Genomic DNA, 18,673 nt, shown 5'->3' on the forward strand with positions numbered 1-18,673 from the left:
GCTGTTTTTAAGCAAATTTATCGGCTGCAAAATCCAAGCAATATTGCTTAATCATTTCACGTACTTTTCTAAATTCTTCCAACACTTCATCTTCACTTCCTTTGGCTTTAGCTGGGTCTGGGAAATTATAGTGCAAGCGCTCTCCTTTTCCGATAAACAAAGGACATTTTTCTTTGGCATGATCGCAAACCGTGATGATGTAATCAAATTCAATAGCTTTGTATTCATCTAAGTGATTAGAAGTATGATTAGACAAATCAATTTCTTCTTCCTTCATTAATTCAATGGCTTTTGGATTTACGCCATGCGTTTCTACACCAGCACTATACACTTCAACTAAATCTGCTAAATAAGTTTTTAGGAAACCATGTGCTATTTGACTTCTACAGCTGTTTCCTGTACATAAAATTAAGATTTTTTTCATTTTGAATATTGTTTAATATCGCCATTTATTGGCAATGGCTACTAGAGATAACATAATAGGTACTTCAATTAAAACACCTACCACAGTAGCTAAAGATGCACCCGAATTTAATCCGAACAAGGAAATTGCTACGGCAACCGCTAACTCAAAAAAATTACTAGCACCAATCATAGCAGAAGGCGCACAAACCTTATGTTTCAATTTTATATAGCGACCTAAAAACCACGTAATAAAAAAGATAAAATAAGTTTGAATGGTGAGTGGTACAGCAATTAGCAAAATATGAAAGGGGTTATTTAAAATTTTATCGCCTTGAAAAGCGAATAAAAGTACTAAAGTGGTAATTAAAGCAACCATAGAAACGGACTTCAACTTCGCAATAAAAACTTGGGTAAACCATTCTTTACCTTTAGATTTAATAAATAAATTGCTGGACAAATAACCTGCAACTAAAGGAATAACAACAAAAATCAAAACAGAATACAACAAAGTGTCGTATGGAATTTCAATATTTGTGACGCCCAACAAAAAACGAACAATGGGAATAAAAAGCACCAATAAAATTAAATCGTTTAACGAAACTTGCACTAAGGTATAATTGGCATCGCCCTTTGTTAAATACGACCAAACAAACACCATGGCAGTACAAGGAGCAGCTCCCAAAATAATGGCTCCAGCAATATATTGTTCGGCTTCTTCTGGATGTAGATAAGCTTGAAAAACTTGGTCGAAAAACAACCAAGCAAAAAAGGCCATCGTAAAAGGTTTTACTAACCAATTAATAACGATGGTTAATCCTAATCCTTTAGAATTTTGCTTTACATTTTTTAAAGAAGAAAAATCAATTTGTACCATCATGGGGTAAATCATCATCCAAACCAAAATGGCTACAGGAATATTGACTTTTGCAATTTCTAATTCACTTAAAAATTGAATAGAGTTACCTGCAATGCTTCCTATAGCTATACCAGCTATTATGCCTAAAGCTACCCAAACACTTAAATATTTTTCGAATGTTCCCATTTTAGCAGCAACCAGAATTTGGAGTACAGGCTTGCATTTTAGCTTGTAATTCAGAAAGCTTCATTTTGGGTTTCTTTTTTGGCATTTTATTTTCAGGAATACCACAACTATCTTTGGCTAAACAATCGGTTAAAGTAGTTTGTAAAATGAATTTTCCATCGGCAAAATCTAAATGATATTTCCCTATGGTATTGCCTTGGTATTCTACTTCCACTTCTAAATCTTCACTAATTCCAAGTTTTTCTTCAGAAAGTAAGATGATATTTTTCAACTTTTTAGGCTCCAAACGATGATCTACATCTTCGGCTGTCCACAATTGAAAATTGACTGCTTTTTCATTTCGAATTGTTCCACCACAATCGATAAAATCACGTTGAACCAAACCGACTTCAGTTACATGAAAATGATGTGGAACTGTTTCACCATCTGGCAAATTAAAGATAAGTTGATTTACTTTTTCTAGATGTTGTTTTATTTCTTTTAATTTCATTATTAAATATTTTAACAGCACAAAGATTTCAATGCTGCTTCTTGATTTATAAAATTTCCGATACTTTTTCTAAATTCATTCCATTGGTCAACATCTAAACAGTAACATGTAGACGGACCTTGAATCGTACCTTGAATTAAACCTGCTTTTTTCAAGGCTAACAAATGCTGACTTACAGTAGATTGCGCCAGTCCTAAATCCTGAACAAAATCTCCACAAACACAAGTTTCAGTTTGAAGCAAACGATTAATGATGGTTATTCTCGCTGGATGTGCCACGGCTTTTGCCAGGTTGGCAATTGCATTAACTTCGTTTGTAAAAAGCTTGGTTTTTGTAGTTCCCATTTCTATAATTTAATGCAAATATAGATATTAATCGTAACATTACGATGAATGATGATTAAAAAAAAGCCTAAATATTAATTTAGGCTTTTTCTCAAACAATTATAAAAATCAAACAAACAACAATTCAAATTATAAATTAAAGCTTAAACTTAGCATGATATTGTTTATAGTGTTTTCTACAAAGGCGCGTTCTTGCAATCCAGTTTGTACAAATTCATCATTTCGCTCCAAGTGCGTTCTTCGCCAAGCTAAATCTAGTGAGGTATTACCAAAACTATACCCTAAACCTAACGAAAATCCGTTGGTATCGCCAATTATAAATCCTTCTGAATATGGACTTTCTGCGTAATGATAACCACTCCTCAAACTCCATAGTCCTATTCTATATTCTCCTCCAAGATTAAAATTATTAGTAGCTTGAAATACTTGGTCTATTTGAGCATTTTCAGTTTGGAAACCGCGAGATGTAAATCGCTGGTTAGAAAAATCCTGATAGGAATAATCCATACTTATAATTCCATTGTTTCCGAATATATAAGCAAAACTAAATGTACCTTTTCCAGGCGATCGGAAGTTGTATGATGGAAACAAGACAAGCGTATCAGGAAATGCACTAATAAATTCATTTCTACTTTGCGAAAAAGTCTCTAAGCCTTGCGAAATTTCATCTTCAATTCTAAACCAAGTTGGCGATTGGTATGCCAACCCAATCCGAACTTGCTCGATGGGTTTGTAAATGGCTCCAAACTGAAATGAAAAACCCGACCCACGCGTTCGCAAATCATTTTCATAATAAACTTCTCGAATATCACCGGTTCCATCATTCGTTTCAAGATAGGATGAAAAACGATCATAATTGACAAAATGAAAATTAAGATTCATCCCCACGTATAATTTTTTAAAAAGTTGACTTCCTAGATTAAATGAAAGCTGTCCATTTAAACCCGATTCTCGAGTAATCATATCGTTAGTAAAAGAAGTCGAATTTATATTGGCTTGATAAGACGAATCATCTAAAGCCGTAGGATCTATTAAAAAAGTTTCGTAGGCTAAATAAGCTTCTTGCGCTGCAAAACCAAACTGCTGACCAAGGTTTCTATATAAACTTGAAAAATTTTGATTATTGGGTATAAAGTTGTTTACAGGAATTTCTTCAGCACGATTTACAAAATAATCGCCAATGGTATTAGCCGTTTCCCCAAAAGCAGCAAACCGAGCATCATGATTAAAGGTTCTATCGTAATTAACACCAAAAGATATTTTATTAACTGAAGAGTTTTCGTTGTTATTTTTATAGACAAAAACCATTCCTGCCTGAGACAAATCAAAATTTCTTCTTCTTGTCTCATCATTTTGAGAAGACAAAGTACCAAAACTGGTTTCAACTTTATTAAAATTTTGATCTAAAGTAAAAGCAGCTTTGTTAGTAATGAAAACCGCAGAACCTGCTGGATTGATTTTTAATGAAGATAAATCTCCTCCTAAAGCTCCAAATGCACCACTCATTCCAACAAAACGGGCTGTCCCTGTTAATTCTTGTCTCGAAAAACGATAAGCATCATTTAAATCTTGTGCTGCTGCACCAAGTGATGCAGCACACAAGAAACTTAAAGTACTATTTTTAATCCAATTCATAATTTCAAAATTAATTTATATTATCGTCTGCCACCAGATCTACTGCTACCTCCACTAGAGCGAGTCCCACCGCTACTTCGGCTACTGCTTGAACTTCGAGTTGAAGTTGACCTTGAACTTGAACGTGTACTAGACGACCTTGCATTGCTATTTCGGCTAGAGCTTCTATTTACTCTGGAAGTTCCATTTGTAGAACGCAATGCACCATTAGTACGCTGTAAGCTTGATGATCTTGAATTTGAATATGCTCTAGCATTTGACCTAGCGTTCACACCGTTAGAATTTCTAACTCGTCTTACATTAGTAGCATTACTTCTGCTTAGTGAACTTCTTGAACTTCGTACGTTGGCTCTTGTAGATCTAACATTTCGCGATGAAGAATTGCCCCGAACATTAGCACTACTTCTCACACCAGAACTTCTACGATCTGAACTTCGTACATTTCTGTTACTTCTAACATTATTGCTACCCCTAACACTTGATGAATTTCGATTACTTCTAACACCAGAATTATTGGCATATGCGTTACGATTATTTCTAAAACCAGCATTGCGGTAACTTCTATTATAAGCATACGATCCATAAAAACCACCTCCATAACCCCATCCAGGGCCATAAAAGCCACCATACCAAGCTGGACCGTACAAACCGCCCCAACCCCATGCTGGACCATAAAAACCACCCCAGCCTAGACCCCATCTTGAGCCATATATTCCGCCCCAGCCCCATCTAGGGCCGTAAAAACCACCCCAATTATTAAAAAATGGGTCGTAAAAGCCGCCGCCCCAACCAGCACCTCCGTAAATATTAACATTAACATTTGAAGCAGTAGTACCCCAACCGCCATTACTCATACCTTGCGATTGACTTGCATATTCGACATAATCTACGTCATCATTATAATAAAAATTAGTATTTTCGGGAAGCGAATTAGTTGAAGATGAGTAATTATCTACATCGGTGAATGATTCGGGCGATGTAGTTTGTCTAGCTTTTTCAATTTGCTCTCCTTGTTCTTTAAAATAATTGGCATAATCAGTATTAGAAGATGCATTAGATTTAGGATTTACATTAGTATTAATTGAAGGCTCAGCTGTTCTTTGGTTAGCTATGCCTACTCGAGATTCGTTATTAGAATAGTTACTTTCTCCGTAAATACCATCATTTGGTGTACTTACGTTTTGAAAAGAACCGCAAGAAGACATAAAAACCACACCTAGGCTTACACCTAGTGTTTTTAATTGAAACTTTAAATTTTTGACTTGCATAACTTGTGGTTTTAAATGTTTAACTTATTACAAATTTACTTAGTTTTGTTGCTCTAAAACTGAAGTATAAATATAGAAACAATATTTGTGCCAAACACACAAAACACTTGCAATGAGTAAAAGCTTAACAAAACGTTCGGAAGATTATTCGAAATGGTACAATGAGCTAGTCGTAAAAGCAGACTTAGCTGAAAATTCGTCCGTACGAGGATCTATGGTTATTAAACCATACGGATATGCCATATGGGAAAAAGTACAAGCACAATTAGACAAAAGGTTTAAAGAAACAGGACATCAAAATGCCTATTTCCCATTATTTGTCCCCAAAAGCTTATTTGAAGCTGAAGAAAAAAATGCTGAAGGCTTTGCTAAAGAATGTGCTGTTGTTACGCACTATCGACTTAAAACCAATCCTGAAGATCCTACTAAATTAATGGTTGATCCTGAAGCGAAGTTGGAAGAAGAATTAATTGTAAGACCAACTTCTGAAGCCATTATCTGGAACACTTATAAAAACTGGATTCAATCCTACCGCGATTTACCAATTTTAATTAATCAATGGGCAAATGTTGTGCGCTGGGAAATGCGAACTCGTTTGTTTTTAAGAACTGCTGAGTTTCTTTGGCAAGAAGGACATACGGCCCATGCCACAAGGCAAGAAGCCATTGAAGAAACAGTACAAATGAATAACATTTATGCTGAATTTGCAGAAGAATTTATGGCCATACCTGTTATTAAAGGCCGAAAATCTGAAAGTGAAAAATTTGCTGGAGCAGAAGAAACTTACTGCATTGAAGCACTTATGCAAGATGGAAAAGCTTTGCAAGCTGGAACATCACACTTTTTAGGGCAAAATTTTGCAAAAGCATTTGATGTTAAGTATACAAACCAAGAAGGCAAACAAGAATTAGTTTGGGCTACAAGTTGGGGAGTTTCAACTCGACTTATGGGCGCACTAATTATGACACATAGCGATGATAAAGGCTTGGTCTTACCTCCTAAATTAGCTCCACACCAAGTGGTAATTGTCCCTATTTATCGCTCTAACGAACAATACAATTCTGTTTGTGAAGTAGCTAAACAAATAAAATTAAATCTAGAAAATGCAGGCGTAAGTGTAAAATTTGATGACCGAGACACTCATAAGCCAGGTTGGAAATTTGCACAGTACGAATTACAAGGCGTTCCACTACGGATTGCTATTGGGCCAAAAGATTTAGAAAAAGGCAGTGTTGAACTTGCAAGAAGAGACACACTTTCTAAAGAGTTTGTGCAACAATCTGAATTAGTGTCAATTGTAAAAGATTTATTGCTCGATATTCAAGATAGCTTATTCTACAAAGCAAAAGCATTTAGAGATGCACACATAACCGAAGTAAATACTTTTGATGAATTTAAAAATGTTTTAAAAGAGAAAGGAGGTTTTATTTCTGCACATTGGGATGGCACTGCAGCAACCGAACAAAAGATAAAAGAATTGACCAAAGCAACAATTAGATGCATACCATCTCATTTTAAAAATGAAGTTGGAAAGTGTATATATTCAGGTGCTTCATCTAACCAACGTGTGTTATTTGCAAAAGCTTATTAATTTTTTTGAATAAAATCTTTGTAGATATGAAATAAAGCTTATTTTTGCATCCGCAAATTAATGGTCCGTTCGTCTAGTGGTTAGGACGCCAGGTTTTCATCCTGGTAACAGGGGTTCGATTCCCCTACGGACTACAATAAATAAACGGTAACTGGTCCGTTCGTCTAGTGGTTAGGACGCCAGGTTTTCATCCTGGTAACAGGGGTTCGATTCCCCTACGGACTACAATAAATCAAATAAAATGGCAAATCATAAGTCGGCATTAAAAAGAATAAGAAGTAACGAAGCTAAGCGCTTAAGAAATCGTTATCAGCATAAAACTACTCGTAGTGCTATTAAGAAATTAAAGCAAGCTGAAACTCAAGACGATGCTAATAAGCAACTTCCAACAGTTATTTCTATGATTGATAAATTAGCAAAGAAAAATATTATTCATAACAATAAAGCTGCTAATTTAAAATCTCAATTAATGAAGCACGTAGCTGCTCTATAATTGATAATCTTATCTACAGCAAAAGCTCCAATAATTGGGGCTTTTTTTGTTGATGAAAAGCCATAACATCTTCAACAAAGACTATTACGTGACTAAATATCCGATTCATTCTCCTTAAATTTGATTTTTAAAAGATAGGGCTTTTAAACAGGCATAGTTTAAAAACTGAATATTAAAATCGATATAACTAACAGATTTAAAACTTTATTGAAGGCTAGGATGGTTTTATTTTTAAGGCTTTTTTGCCATTTAGTTAAGCTCAAAAATCCGTTGTTTTAAGTAAGTTTGCATCCAACAAAAAAAATGGATGATAGACATTAGTGAAAAAACCTTACAAGATTTAGAGTTTCCTACAATTTGTAAGCAACTAGCTGAATTTTGTTTAACTGAAAAAGGAAAAGAAAAAGCGCTGGCTTTGGTGCCTAAAATATCGCATAAACGTTCCTATTTTTCACTTTTACAAACCCAAGAATACAAATCTTCTTCCTGGCAAGAAGTTCGTATTCCTAACCATGGATTCGATAAAATTGATAAAGAATTAGATTTATTAGGAATCGAAAATTCGCGTTTAGAACTCAACAGTTTCAGGAAATTAAAAGAATTATCGATTACAGCTACCACGCTTCAACTTCATTTTGAAAAATATAAAGAAGTTTATCCAATGTTGTATCAAACTTCTTCGAGTATAGAACACACTTTATTTATTCATCAACGTATTGAAGAAGTTGTGAATCGTTTTGGTGAAATTAAAAATGAAGCATCACCATTACTTCAACAAATACGTAAAAACTTAAATAGTGTAAAAAGTAAAATCGGAAGCAGTTTTGCTAGTGCTTTAGGCCGCTACAGCAGTTATGGATATTTAGACGATATTCGCGAAAGCATAGTAGAAAATGTTAGAGTTTTAGCCGTAACTGCCATGCATCGCCGAAAAGTAAAAGGCCGCGTTTTAGGACATTCTAAAACAGGAAGCATTGTTTACATTCAACCAGAAGAAACACAGCATTATGATACGGAATTCAACAATTTACAATACGAAGAACACGAAGAAATTCAACGTATTTTATTGGCTTTAACCGATGCTCTACGTCCTTTTGTAAATGCACTTAACGATTACCAAAAATTTTTAAGTGAGATTGATTTAATTTCTGCTAAAGTAAAATATGCTGAATTATACAATGGGATTCTACCTAAGCTAACTAAGGATAAAGAAATTTACTTAAAAGATGCTTTTCACCCATTGTTACTTATCGATAACAACAAAAAAAACACCAAAACCTATCCGCAAGATATTCGTTTGGATAAGGACAATCAAATTATTGTAATTTCTGGCCCAAATGCAGGAGGAAAAAGCATCACTTTAAAAACAGTTGGCTTAGTGCAATTAATGCTGCACACCGGGATGTTAGTTCCGGTACACGAATATTCAAGGCTTACTTTTTTCGATAAAATTTTAACCGATATTGGCGATAATCAAAGTATTGAAAATCATTTAAGCACCTATAGTTATCGTTTAAAAAACATGCGCAAATTCTTAAAAAAGTGCGATGAAAACACCTTGTTTTTAATCGATGAATTCGGCACAGGAACCGACCCTGAATTGGGAGGTGCTTTAGCTGAAACTTTTTTAGAAGTTTTCTACGAAAAACAATCCTTTGGAATTATTACTACTCACTACGCTAATTTGAAAATGATGGCGAATGAAAACAAAGAAATCGTAAATGCTAATATGATGTTTGATGCCCATTCGCTAGAACCGATATTTAAATTAAAACTAGGTGAAGCAGGAAGTTCGTTTACTTTTGAAGTTGCACAAAAAAATGGTATTCCATATAGCCTAATCAACCGTTCCAAAAAGAAAGTGGAACGCGGTAAAATTCGATTTGACAAAAGCATTGCTAAATTACAAATGGAACGCTCAAAATTGGCTAAAACCAATAGTGAGCTCCAAAACAAAAAACAAGAAGCTGCAGAAGAACAAGAAAAGTTTGACGAAATTAATGCAAGAATTCAAGATAAATTAGAAAAGTATCAAGAATTGTACGATTCCAATCAACGAATGATTAATTTAGGAGAGAAAATTAATAGCATAGGCGAAAAGTATTTCAACTCTAAAAACAAAAAACAACTCATTAGCGACTTTTTAAAGGTAATTGAAAAGGAAAATTCTAAACGTATAAAAGAAACCAAAAAAGAACAACAGCGTAAAAAACGAGAAGAGCATCGTGTAAAACAAGAGCTTTCAAAAAAAGTTGAAAAAATTAGAGAAAAAAAGAAAGTTGAAAAAGAAAAGAAAGCCGAAAAAGAAAAACTACAAGAACAAAAGCCAAAAGTAAAATTGAAACTAAACGATAGTGTGCGAATGGTAGATGGAAAAGCTGTAGGCACCATCAATAAATTTGAAAAAAATAAAGTAGTTGTAAATTACGGGGCATTTACAACCAGCGTTTCAGAAGAACAATTAGAGTTGGTAAAACGAGCAAAATAATGAACGACGAAAAAAAATTACCTGAAGGAAAAATGCTCATCTTATTTGATGGTGTTTGCCATTTTTGCAACGATTCCATTCGATTTATTATGAAAAGAGACCAACATAATTTGTTTTATTTTGCTTCCTTACAAAGCCAATTAGGACAAAAAATGACTAAAGAACGTGGTATAGATACAGAAAAGGTAGATTCTATAATTTTAATTGACCCAGGGAATGCCTATTACATCAAATCTACTGCAGCTCTGGAAATTACTAAAAAACTTACAGGCTTATGGCCTATACTAAGTGTTTTTCTGTATTTACCTGAAGGATTTAGAAATTGGTTTTACGATTTTGTAGCTAAAAACCGCTACGATTGGTTTGGAAAAATGGATGCTTGCCCCATGCCAAGCCCAGAAGAGCAGGATCGATTTTTAGATACCTAAGATTTCGCCGCTCTTACAAACTGAAAGAAACCTATCTTTGCAAAAAATTGAATTTGAAATATTTTATTCAACTTTCTTATTTTGGTAAAAACTACTGTGGATGGCAAATTCAACCAGACCAAGCTAGCATACAAGAAACATTAAACGAAAAAATTAATGTAGCGCTTCAAGAAAAAGTTGAATTGGTGGGTTCAGGAAGAACCGATACTGGCGTTCATGCTAAAAATTACATTGCTCATTTTACTTGTACAACATCAATAGGAAACATGCAGCAATTTATTTTTAAACTCAACACTTTACTCCCAAAAGATATTGCAATTCATAATTGCTGGCCAGTTTCAGAAGATGCCCATGCTCGATTTTCGGCCATTAGTCGAAGCTATTCATATTGGCTAACTCAAGAAAAAAATCCATTTTTAATCGACCAAGCTTATTACGTAAAACGAAAAGTAGATATAAAATTAATGAATCTAGCTGCTAAAGAACTTAAAAATTACCGTAACTTTAAGGCTTTTAGCAAGGTAAAAACACAAGTTTATACCTATAATTGTGAGATTTACTACGCAAATTGGAAAGAGCTAGACAATGGGGTTTTAGAATTCAATATTTCTGCAAATCGATTTTTAAGAAATATGGTTCGTGCCATTGTTGGAACTTTAATTGATGTGGGGTTAAAAAAAATAAGTATTTCAGATTTTAAAAAAATAATCGAAAGTAAAGAACGTGCTAAGGCTGGAAAATCGGTTCCAGCTAAAGCTCTGTGCTTAAATTACATACAATATCCAAAAGAATTAATGCCGCATGAGTAAAACAAAAACAGGAAATGCGTTTGACTTTAATTTGTTTAAACGTCTTTTACATTCTACAAAACCTTATAAGCTTACCTTTGTTTATGTAGTTTTTGCAGCTATTGCATTAAGCATTGTAGGTTTGGTTCGTCCTTACTTATTAAAACTGATTATCGATGATGCCATTACGGCAAAAGATTATGGATTTTTAATAGAATTACTCTCTTGGACTTTAGCTGCTTTAGTCGCTGAAGTTGTATTTCAACTTAGTTTTATTTACTACGCCAATTGGTTAGGACAAGAAGTAATTCGAGATATTCGGGTACAACTTTTTAAGAAAATTCTCAACTTCAAAAAAAAATATTTCGACACTTCTTCCATTGGAAGATTGGTAACGCGTGCCGTTGGAGATATTGAGACCATTGCTAGTATTTTTAGCCAAGGCTTATTTATGATTATGAGCGATATTTTAAAAATGGGTGCTATTCTTGGTTTTCTATTTTATCAGTCTTGGGAATTAACCCTAATTGTATTAGCACTTTTTCCATTAATCATCATTGCAACTCGAATTTTTCAACGTAAAATGAAAGGCGCTTTCGAGATTGTGCGTAATCAAGTTGCTAATCTCAATTCGTTTGTACAAGAGCGAATAACAGGAATGAAAATCGTTCAGATTTTTAACAGAGAAGACAAAGAATTTAAAGATTTTAAACAAATAAACGAAGAGCATAAAAAAGGTTGGATTAAAACCGTTTGGTATAATTCAATTTATTTTGCTTTTGTAGAAATGGTAACTTCGATAGCTATTGGTTTACTGGTTTGGTATGGCGGAATGCGGATTATTGGCAACGAAGCTTTAAGTATTGGTTTGGTGGTTATGTTTATAGAATACACACAACAATTGTTTAGACCGCTTCGACAAATTGCCGACAAATTTAATTCATTACAAATGGGAATGGTTGCTGCCAATCGTGTTTTTGGAATTTTAGATACCGATTCCTTTATTAAAAATGAAGGAAAGTTGATAGCCAACAATGTTAAAGGACAACTCCGTTTTGAAAATGTGGTTTTTGGTTACAACACTAATGAAGATGTAATTAAAGGAATAAATTTAAAAGTAAATGCAGGCGAAACGATTGCTATTGTTGGCGCAACTGGCGCTGGAAAAAGCACTATCATTAATCTACTTTCTCGTTTTTATGAAATAAATTCTGGTAGAATTACACTTGATGGCACTGATATTAAAGATTATGAATTGGCATCTTTACGAAAAGAAATTTCGGTAGTACTACAAGATGTATTTTTATTTGCAGATAGTATTTTGAATAATATTACGCTTCAAAAAAAAGAAATTACAAGAGAAGAAGTAATGCTAGCTGCCGAAGAAATTGGGGTGGCCGAATTTATTGAAACCTTACCAGGTGGATTCGATTACAATGTAAAAGAACGCGGTGCTATGCTATCTTCAGGTCAACGCCAACTAATTGCTTTTTTAAGAGCTTATGTTAATAAACCCAGTATTTTGGTTTTAGATGAGGCTACATCGTCTATCGATTCGTATTCTGAACAATTAATTCAAAATGCAACAGACAAAATTACCAAAGGAAGAACTTCGATTGTTATTGCTCACCGATTAGCAACTATTAAAAATGCCGACAAAATTGTAGTAATGGATGCTGGAAAAATTGTTGAATTAGGAACCCATGATGAGTTGCTAAAAAACGTTAACGGAAACTATAAAAATCTTTACGAAGCTCAATTTAAAGATAAGGAATTAGCTAATTAGAAAGTATTTTTCTTTAGCTTTTTTTTGCGCTTAGTTGTTGTTCAAGCAATTCAATTTTTGTTTCAAGTTGTTTAATTTCTTCTGCTTGTTTTTCTAATCCTTTTTTAGAATTAAAGAAAATCATTAGCGCTATTAATGCACTAAAAACAAAACCAAATAAGTAGAATTTACATTTCATTATACTTCAAGACTTAAGTTATCGTAGGCTAAAAAAAAGTTTTCTGGTAGTTCTTTTTGTACTTCATCATGAAAACCCATATGATGACTAATATGTGTAAAATAAGTTTGCTTAGCTCCTATTTTTTGTGAAACTTCAATAGCTTGGTTTAAATTTAAATGCGAACGATGCTCTTCTTTTCGAAGCGCATTTAATACTAAAATTTTAACTCCTTTTAATTTTGCAATTTCTGCTTCAGGAATTATTTTAGCATCAGTTACATAAGCAAAATCACCAAATCGGAATCCGTATACTTGTAATTTAGGATGATATACATTTACAGGTACTACCTTTTTATTACCAAGCTTAAACACTTCGTCTGTTAAAATGTTCTCATCTAAAGTTGGTGCTCCTGGATACTTGTTTTCAATTTCAAAAATATATTCAAATCGTTTTTTTAATTCCTTTAAAACACGCTTGTGAGCAAAAACCGAAATATCACCTTGCCGAAAATAAAATGGTCTCACATCGTCTAAACCAACCACGTGGTCGTTATGTTCGTGTGTAAATAAAATACCATCTATCTTTTTTACATTATTGGCAATCATTTGTTGTCTAAAATCGGGACCACAATCAATTACATATACAAAATTTTCCCACTCTAGCAATAAAGACACACGTAGCCTTTTGTCCTTAGGATTAGTACTCAAACAAACGGGGTGGTCACTTCCAATAATGGGAATACCTTGCGATGTTCCAGTACCTAAAAATGTTATTTTCAAATCCTTAGTTTTAACACAAAAGTAGTTAATATAATTTCATTTAAAAAGCTTATTCCCTACCTTTGTAGTAAACACTAGTTAAATAATATTAACTTATAAATACGGAGTTTCATGCCTATAAAAATAATGGGAGATCAGGATTTTGAAAGAGTACCTTCAATAAAAAACAAATCGCTGCGCATAAACTTAAACAAGAACATTTATGGAACCTTTGCAGAGATTGGTGCAGGCCAGGAAACCGTAAGAAATTTCTTTAGAGCTGGTGGTTCTTCTGGAACAATTGCAAAAACCATGAGTGCATACGATAAAGATTTTAGTGATGCAATTTATGGAGTTGAAGACGATAAGCGGTATGTTACCGAAAGTCGACTTCATAAAATGTTAGATCATGAAACGAACTTAATAGAAGACAGAATTGTACGTGAAAAACATCCCAACAAATTGTTTTTTACTTACGCCAATACAGTAGCAACTATCGATTTTGCAAAACGCTACAAAGGCCACGGATGGGTTGGCATTAAATATCAATTAAAGCCAGATGCTGAATACAACAAAATTGTCCTGCACATTCGTTTTAAAGAAAACGACGCTAGATTACAACAAAATACATTAGGTATTTTAGGTACAAATTTAATTTATGGTGCATTTTATGCTTATAATGATGCTAAACAAATTTTATTAAATTTATACGACCACATTGATAAAGACCAAATTGAAATTGATACCATTAACTTTTCAGGTCCCGCTTTTAAAGATGTAGACAATAGGCTTATGAGTTTGCAATTGGTAAAAAATGGCATGACTGATGCCGTTATGTTCGATTCGAATGCAAACAACGTTTTACCTGCAAAAGTTTTATACAAAAAAAATATTTTAGCATTGCGGGGAAGTTTTAGACCCGTAACTAAGGTAAATGAAGATATTTACGAGAAATCAATTGCTTTATTTGCTAAAGAACGAAAAGTTAAAAAAGAAAATATTGAAGTTGTTTTTGAAATTACCTTATCTAATCTACGCTCAGAAGGCGAAATTAATGAAGAAGATTTTATGGACAGAGCTAAATTACTCTGTTCTTTAGGCCATACGGTAATGATTTCAAATTTTCAAGAATATTACAAATTGGTAGAATATTTTTCAAACTATACCAAAGAACGAATGGGATTGGCCATGGGCGTTAATAACCTCATCGATATTTTTGATGAGAAATACTACCGACACTTAAGCGGTGGAATTTTAGAAGCTTTTGGTAAATTGTTTTTCAAAGATTTAAGGGTTTATTTATATCCTTACAAGAGTCCTAGCACTGGAAAAGTTATTACTTCAGATAACTTAAAAGTGCACCCACGTATGAAGGAATTGTACAAATTCTTCAAAATTAATGGTCGAGTAGTTGATATTGAAGATTTTGATCCAGATGTGCTTGGTATTTTTTCTAGACAAGTTTTAGCCATGATAGCTAATGAAGATGAAGGCTGGGAAGAAATGCTTCCAGAAAAAACGGTTGCAATGATTAAGAGTCAAGGTTTATTTAAAAGAGAATACCAACGTCCAGAAAAAATTGGTTTTCAATTAGACCATTAAAAATAGAAAAAATTATTAAAAAACTCAGGCTTTGAAGCACTGAGTTTTTTTGTTATTAAGAACTAAATAAATGAAGATTTTTACAAACCTGTGGAGCGCAATCGGCTTTAGATACTTAGTTATCTTAATTTTTGCAGCAATTTTATGGATTGTTTTTCAATTTGTATTCGAAGAAATAACCAAAATTCATATGGGAATAGCAGCAATAATAGCAATTATACTATCGCCTAGAATGAAAACCATAAAGTCTCAAAACCAAACTACTTACCACATGAAATGGTGGGCATTTAAGTTTATTAAAATTTAATTACTCGATTAGACTTTGTTTTAGTAGAGTCTGTTTCTTGGGTTGCTTCCACTTCTACCGAAGAATTTTTTTGAGCAATTTCTTGTTTCATGGTATAAAGTTCAGCCTTAACTTCGGTTAAAATTTCTGGATAAGCTGTGGCGCTTTTTTCTAAGCTTTCTAATATATAGGTGGCATTAAAAGCATCATCTAAGGCATAATAATTTTTTGCCATAATGATCAAGCCTTTAAAGCCAAATTCTTTAAATCTTGAATAATTTTTGGTTAGTTTTTTAACTGCTTCAGTTGAAGCTTGAAATTCGCCTTTTCGATGTTTAAAATAGGCATCATAATAAATGGCTTCTGCAGCTAATTTACCTGTTGCACTTTCTTGTACTATGGCATAAGCTTCCTCGGCTTCATTTTCTCGATCGATTTTCATGTAAGCTCTTGCAGAAAACAAATAAGCATCGTTTACAGCGCGTTCTTCAACCGATTTTAAATCTTTTACCTTACTGGCATAAGTTATAGTTTCTTCAAAATTTTCGGTATGGTAGTAGGCTTTCATTAAGTTGGATACGGCAAAAACAACATTTTGTGTAAATTGGGCTTTAGTCTCCAACTGCTTCAGTATAGGAATGGCTTCTGTGTAATTTTCTTCTTCTAAATATACTTGTGCTGATCTTGAAAGGGCCGTTTCAGTAAATTCTGATGTTGAAGCTTCAATTACTTCTTTAAAGTAAGCTAAACTTTCTTGTTTATCGCCTTGATTGTATAGCAATTGAGCTAAATAAAAATTTGCCTTTAAACTATGTATCCCTTTGGGGAATTGGTTAATATACTTTTTAAATCCTAGTATAGCTTTTTGGTTGTTTCCAGAAAGAAATGGTTTTTCAGCAGATTCGAATGTTGCATTATCAACATCGGAATCGGCAAGATCTACAAAGTCCAAATTATTTACCCAAGCTGCATAAGTTTCAGGTTTACCTTGGTCTATATAAATTAATCTAACAGTATTTACGGCTTGTGCTGCTTGTTCTGAATTAGGATAATTGGCCACTAATTGCTTCAAAGTATTTAAGGCCTTTTCGTTTTGATTAGCATTGTAAAAAATTAACCCTTTTTTTGATAAGGCTCTTGGTTTTAAAACAGAATTAGGATGCTCATCTATAATTTTTTGATATGCATTTAAGGCTTGAGGTTGATTGTTTTCTGCACTGTAAGTATTTGCTAATTCGTAAAGTGCATTATCGCGGTATGGTGATGATGTAAACTGTATTAAAAAATTACTGAGGTCATCTATTTTTCGGTTATTACGGTCTACAAAACCATAACTAATTGCTTTTTGAAAAAATGCATAATCGTTATTAAAACCTTGCATAGCCAAAGCTTTATTGTAAGCTTCCATGGCTGGCCAGTAGTTCCCCGATGCAAAATGTACATCGCCTAAACGAACATAAGCATCGTGTTGCAAAGCTTTATCTTTAGCAGCAGATGCAAAAAAATTAAAGTAAGTTTGTGCTTGTTCGTAATTTTTATTTTTAAAATAGGCATATCCTAAATTATAATTTACATCTTCATATTCGGCAGTAGATTTGGCTAAAACTGAATTAGAAAATTGCTTAAAACCAACAATAGCATCTGTATAACTTCCTTGCAAATAATCAATTTCGGCTATCCAAAATTGTGTTTTAGCTAATATTTTCTTATCGTGTGGCTGATTAATTGATTTTTTTAAATACGTTTTAGCTTCACTAAGCTTATTTTCGTTAAATAGTTCGATTGCATAGCTGTAGGTTACTTTTTGATATTGTTTTTTATCATCATAATTTTTACTTCCTTCTAAAAGAAGCAAAGCTTTAGGATAGTTTTTTTCGGCCAGATAGGCTCCAATCAATAAGCTTCCAACTTCGTCAGCTTGATTTGAAGTGGGATACTTTTCTAAAAATTGAGTCAATACTTCGGGAACACTTGTGTAAACATTTCCTAACTCGTAACTCAATTTTGCATAATTTAAAAATGCATCTTCTTGTATTTCTAAATTAAAATCGAGTTCAGAAACATTTTTAAAAGCATTCAAGGCTTCAGATTTAGCATCGTTTTTTAAATATGATTGTGCTAAATGATAATATGCTTTTTGGGCAACTTCATCTTTACCACCAATTATTTTATTAAATTCTGAAGCTGCCTTTTGATAATCTTCTTGCATAAAATAAGCATAACCTAGTTGGTAATGGTCTACATTACTCCATTTTCCACGTTCGCCTTCGTAAGCTTCTAAATAAGGAACAGCTTCTTGATACTCTTCAAGATTGAAATAACTTTCACCAATAATTTTGTTTAATTGAGATTGCTCTTGGTAATTGGCTTTTTTTAATTTTTCTTTTGCTGAAGCAATGGCTTCTTCAAAATTTCCAGCTTTAAAGTTCATATCACTTTTAAAATAAGCCATATCTTGTTTAAAGTTCGGGTCTGCTTCTACTTCACTAAATAATTCTTTTGCTTTTCGGTAATCGTTTTCTGCGTAGGCAATATAACCGAGATAGTATTTGGCCTGTGAACCAAATTCTGTATCATTTTTAACCCTATTAAAATAGGTGTTTGCTCTTTTAAAGTCATCGCTTTTAAAAGATGCATAAGCAAATTTAAAATAATATTCAGATTGTAAACCTTTATCTAAGTTATAAGCGTCAACCTGGTTAAACCATCTTCTAGACTGTGCAAAATTAGCTATATCGAAATAATAATTTCCAACCAAAAAAGCGGCTTCATTGCGTTTATTACTATTGGGGTTGTTCCGAATAAAACCTTCCATTGCTATAGCTGCATTGGATTGATTTAATTTAAGTGCTGCACTTATCTCGTAAAATGCTGCATTGGTTTTTAACTGAGTTTGATTTGTGGTTTCCTTTACATCGCTAAATAATTTTTGTGCAGGTACATACTGCTGTTTTTGGTATAGATCTAAGGCACCTTGAAAAGTACTAATAAGGTTAAGATGTGCTTCAGATTGTTGAGCAAAAATAAGATTAAAAGGAATTATTAAAAGAAATAGAAAAACTACAAAATTGCGCATATAGGTTTGTTTTAAACTAGCCAAAGATAGAAA

Annotated in this window: 17 protein-coding genes and 2 tRNA genes; 10 read left to right on the forward strand and 9 right to left on the reverse strand. The window is 33.3% G+C overall.

Features of this window, described 5'->3' with window-relative positions:
- Nucleotides 1-7: 7 nt before the first annotated feature.
- From IEV63_RS06380 to IEV63_RS06405, 6 genes are all read right to left on the reverse strand, one after another.
- On the reverse strand, nucleotides 8-424 hold the full coding sequence (locus IEV63_RS06380; protein WP_188405955.1) for an arsenate reductase ArsC: 417 nt from the start codon (nucleotides 422-424) through the stop codon (nucleotides 8-10).
- A 12-nt stretch (nucleotides 425-436) separates the two neighbouring features.
- Nucleotides 437-1,447, reverse strand: coding sequence for an ACR3 family arsenite efflux transporter (gene arsB / locus IEV63_RS06385; protein WP_188405956.1), 1,011 nt, complete (start codon nucleotides 1,445-1,447; stop codon nucleotides 437-439).
- A gap of 1 nt (nucleotide 1,448) precedes the next feature.
- Entirely contained in the window at nucleotides 1,449-1,937 is a 489-nt protein-coding gene (locus IEV63_RS06390) for a DUF6428 family protein (protein ID WP_188405957.1), read from the reverse strand.
- 11 nt (nucleotides 1,938-1,948) lie between these two features.
- Nucleotides 1,949-2,281, reverse strand: a complete 333-nt coding sequence (locus IEV63_RS06395; protein ID WP_188405958.1) for an ArsR/SmtB family transcription factor — start codon at nucleotides 2,279-2,281, stop codon at nucleotides 1,949-1,951.
- 129 nt (nucleotides 2,282-2,410) lie between these two features.
- The gene (locus IEV63_RS06400) at nucleotides 2,411-3,916 is read right to left on the reverse strand and encodes an OmpP1/FadL family transporter (RefSeq protein WP_188405959.1); all 1,506 of its coding nucleotides are present in this window, start codon (nucleotides 3,914-3,916) and stop codon (nucleotides 2,411-2,413) included.
- A 20-nt stretch (nucleotides 3,917-3,936) separates the two neighbouring features.
- A complete protein-coding gene (locus IEV63_RS06405) occupies nucleotides 3,937-5,184 on the reverse strand; it encodes a hypothetical protein (RefSeq protein WP_188405960.1) in 1,248 nt (415 codons plus the stop codon).
- Nucleotides 5,185-5,296: 112 nt separating this feature from the next.
- Between IEV63_RS06405 and proS the strand changes: the two genes are divergently transcribed.
- From proS to IEV63_RS06445, 8 genes are all read left to right on the forward strand, one after another.
- A complete protein-coding gene (gene proS, locus IEV63_RS06410) occupies nucleotides 5,297-6,775 on the forward strand; it encodes a proline--tRNA ligase (protein WP_188405961.1) in 1,479 nt (492 codons plus the stop codon).
- 62 nt (nucleotides 6,776-6,837) lie between these two features.
- Nucleotides 6,838-6,909 (forward strand) — tRNA-Glu (locus IEV63_RS06415).
- A gap of 19 nt (nucleotides 6,910-6,928) precedes the next feature.
- Nucleotides 6,929-7,000 (forward strand) — tRNA-Glu (locus tag IEV63_RS06420).
- A 16-nt stretch (nucleotides 7,001-7,016) separates the two neighbouring features.
- On the forward strand, nucleotides 7,017-7,268 hold the full coding sequence (rpsT, locus tag IEV63_RS06425) for a 30S ribosomal protein S20 (RefSeq protein ID WP_188405962.1): 252 nt from the start codon (nucleotides 7,017-7,019) through the stop codon (nucleotides 7,266-7,268).
- A gap of 307 nt (nucleotides 7,269-7,575) precedes the next feature.
- Nucleotides 7,576-9,756, forward strand: coding sequence for an endonuclease MutS2 (locus IEV63_RS06430; RefSeq protein ID WP_188405963.1), 2,181 nt, complete (start codon nucleotides 7,576-7,578; stop codon nucleotides 9,754-9,756).
- The gene (locus IEV63_RS06435; protein WP_188405964.1) at nucleotides 9,756-10,184 is read left to right on the forward strand and encodes a thiol-disulfide oxidoreductase DCC family protein; all 429 of its coding nucleotides are present in this window, start codon (nucleotides 9,756-9,758) and stop codon (nucleotides 10,182-10,184) included. The genes IEV63_RS06430 and IEV63_RS06435 overlap by 1 nt, the downstream gene beginning before the upstream one ends.
- A gap of 53 nt (nucleotides 10,185-10,237) precedes the next feature.
- Entirely contained in the window at nucleotides 10,238-10,993 is a 756-nt protein-coding gene (truA, locus tag IEV63_RS06440; protein WP_188405965.1) for a tRNA pseudouridine(38-40) synthase TruA, read from the forward strand.
- Entirely contained in the window at nucleotides 10,986-12,758 is a 1,773-nt protein-coding gene (locus tag IEV63_RS06445) for an ABC transporter ATP-binding protein (protein WP_188405966.1), read from the forward strand. The genes truA and IEV63_RS06445 overlap by 8 nt, the downstream gene beginning before the upstream one ends.
- Nucleotides 12,759-12,771: 13 nt before the next feature.
- Here IEV63_RS06445 and IEV63_RS06450 read toward each other — a convergent pair whose 3' ends face one another.
- Both IEV63_RS06450 and IEV63_RS06455 read right to left on the reverse strand, forming a co-directional pair.
- Nucleotides 12,772-12,936: a hypothetical protein gene (locus IEV63_RS06450; protein WP_188405967.1), complete on the reverse strand. Its 165-nt coding sequence runs from the start codon at nucleotides 12,934-12,936 to the stop codon at nucleotides 12,772-12,774.
- Complete coding sequence (locus IEV63_RS06455; RefSeq protein ID WP_188405968.1) at nucleotides 12,936-13,697, reverse strand: MBL fold metallo-hydrolase; 762 nt, start codon at nucleotides 13,695-13,697, stop codon at nucleotides 12,936-12,938. The genes IEV63_RS06450 and IEV63_RS06455 overlap by 1 nt, the downstream gene beginning before the upstream one ends.
- Before the next feature lie 111 nt (nucleotides 13,698-13,808).
- Between IEV63_RS06455 and IEV63_RS06460 the strand changes: the two genes are divergently transcribed.
- Together IEV63_RS06460 and IEV63_RS06465 are read left to right on the forward strand one after the other, a co-directional pair.
- Nucleotides 13,809-15,278 (forward strand): TonB-dependent receptor, encoded by a 1,470-nt coding sequence (locus IEV63_RS06460; RefSeq protein WP_188405969.1) that lies wholly within the window; start codon nucleotides 13,809-13,811, stop codon nucleotides 15,276-15,278.
- Between the two features lie 70 nt (nucleotides 15,279-15,348).
- Nucleotides 15,349-15,585: a hypothetical protein gene (locus tag IEV63_RS06465; protein ID WP_188405970.1), complete on the forward strand. Its 237-nt coding sequence runs from the start codon at nucleotides 15,349-15,351 to the stop codon at nucleotides 15,583-15,585.
- On the opposite strand, the gene IEV63_RS06470 is transcribed toward IEV63_RS06465, so the two are convergent.
- On the reverse strand, nucleotides 15,575-18,640 hold the full coding sequence (locus IEV63_RS06470) for a tetratricopeptide repeat protein (protein WP_188405971.1): 3,066 nt from the start codon (nucleotides 18,638-18,640) through the stop codon (nucleotides 15,575-15,577). The two genes, IEV63_RS06465 and IEV63_RS06470, sit on opposite strands and share 11 nt — an antisense overlap.
- Between the last annotated feature and the right edge of the window lie 33 nt (nucleotides 18,641-18,673).

Source organism: Psychroflexus salis (genome assembly GCF_014640175.1).
GTDB classification, from domain to species: Bacteria; Bacteroidota; Bacteroidia; order Flavobacteriales; family Flavobacteriaceae; genus Psychroflexus; species Psychroflexus salis.

Bases quoted from the DNA above. Each gene is read 5' to 3' on its own strand.
- IEV63_RS06465 (WP_188405970.1), top strand. From the start codon at position 15,349: ATGAAGATTTTTACAAACCTGTGGAGCGCAATCGGCTTTAGATACTTA.
- IEV63_RS06470 (WP_188405971.1), bottom strand. From the start codon at position 18,640: ATGCGCAATTTTGTAGTTTTTCTATTTCTTTTAATAATTCCTTTTAAT.
- IEV63_RS06430 (WP_188405963.1), top strand. From the start codon at position 7,576: ATGATAGACATTAGTGAAAAAACCTTACAAGATTTAGAGTTTCCTACA.
- IEV63_RS06405 (WP_188405960.1), bottom strand. From the start codon at position 5,184: ATGCAAGTCAAAAATTTAAAGTTTCAATTAAAAACACTAGGTGTAAGC.
- IEV63_RS06395 (WP_188405958.1), bottom strand. From the start codon at position 2,281: ATGGGAACTACAAAAACCAAGCTTTTTACAAACGAAGTTAATGCAATT.
- IEV63_RS06445 (WP_188405966.1), top strand. From the start codon at position 10,986: ATGAGTAAAACAAAAACAGGAAATGCGTTTGACTTTAATTTGTTTAAA.
- IEV63_RS06460 (WP_188405969.1), top strand. From the start codon at position 13,809: ATGCCTATAAAAATAATGGGAGATCAGGATTTTGAAAGAGTACCTTCA.
- IEV63_RS06400 (WP_188405959.1), bottom strand. From the start codon at position 3,916: ATGAATTGGATTAAAAATAGTACTTTAAGTTTCTTGTGTGCTGCATCA.
- IEV63_RS06450 (WP_188405967.1), bottom strand. From the start codon at position 12,936: ATGAAATGTAAATTCTACTTATTTGGTTTTGTTTTTAGTGCATTAATA.
- IEV63_RS06435 (WP_188405964.1), top strand. From the start codon at position 9,756: ATGAACGACGAAAAAAAATTACCTGAAGGAAAAATGCTCATCTTATTT.
- IEV63_RS06380 (WP_188405955.1), bottom strand. From the start codon at position 424: ATGAAAAAAATCTTAATTTTATGTACAGGAAACAGCTGTAGAAGTCAA.
- proS (WP_188405961.1), top strand. From the start codon at position 5,297: ATGAGTAAAAGCTTAACAAAACGTTCGGAAGATTATTCGAAATGGTAC.
- IEV63_RS06390 (WP_188405957.1), bottom strand. From the start codon at position 1,937: ATGAAATTAAAAGAAATAAAACAACATCTAGAAAAAGTAAATCAACTT.
- rpsT (WP_188405962.1), top strand. From the start codon at position 7,017: ATGGCAAATCATAAGTCGGCATTAAAAAGAATAAGAAGTAACGAAGCT.
- arsB (WP_188405956.1), bottom strand. From the start codon at position 1,447: ATGGGAACATTCGAAAAATATTTAAGTGTTTGGGTAGCTTTAGGCATA.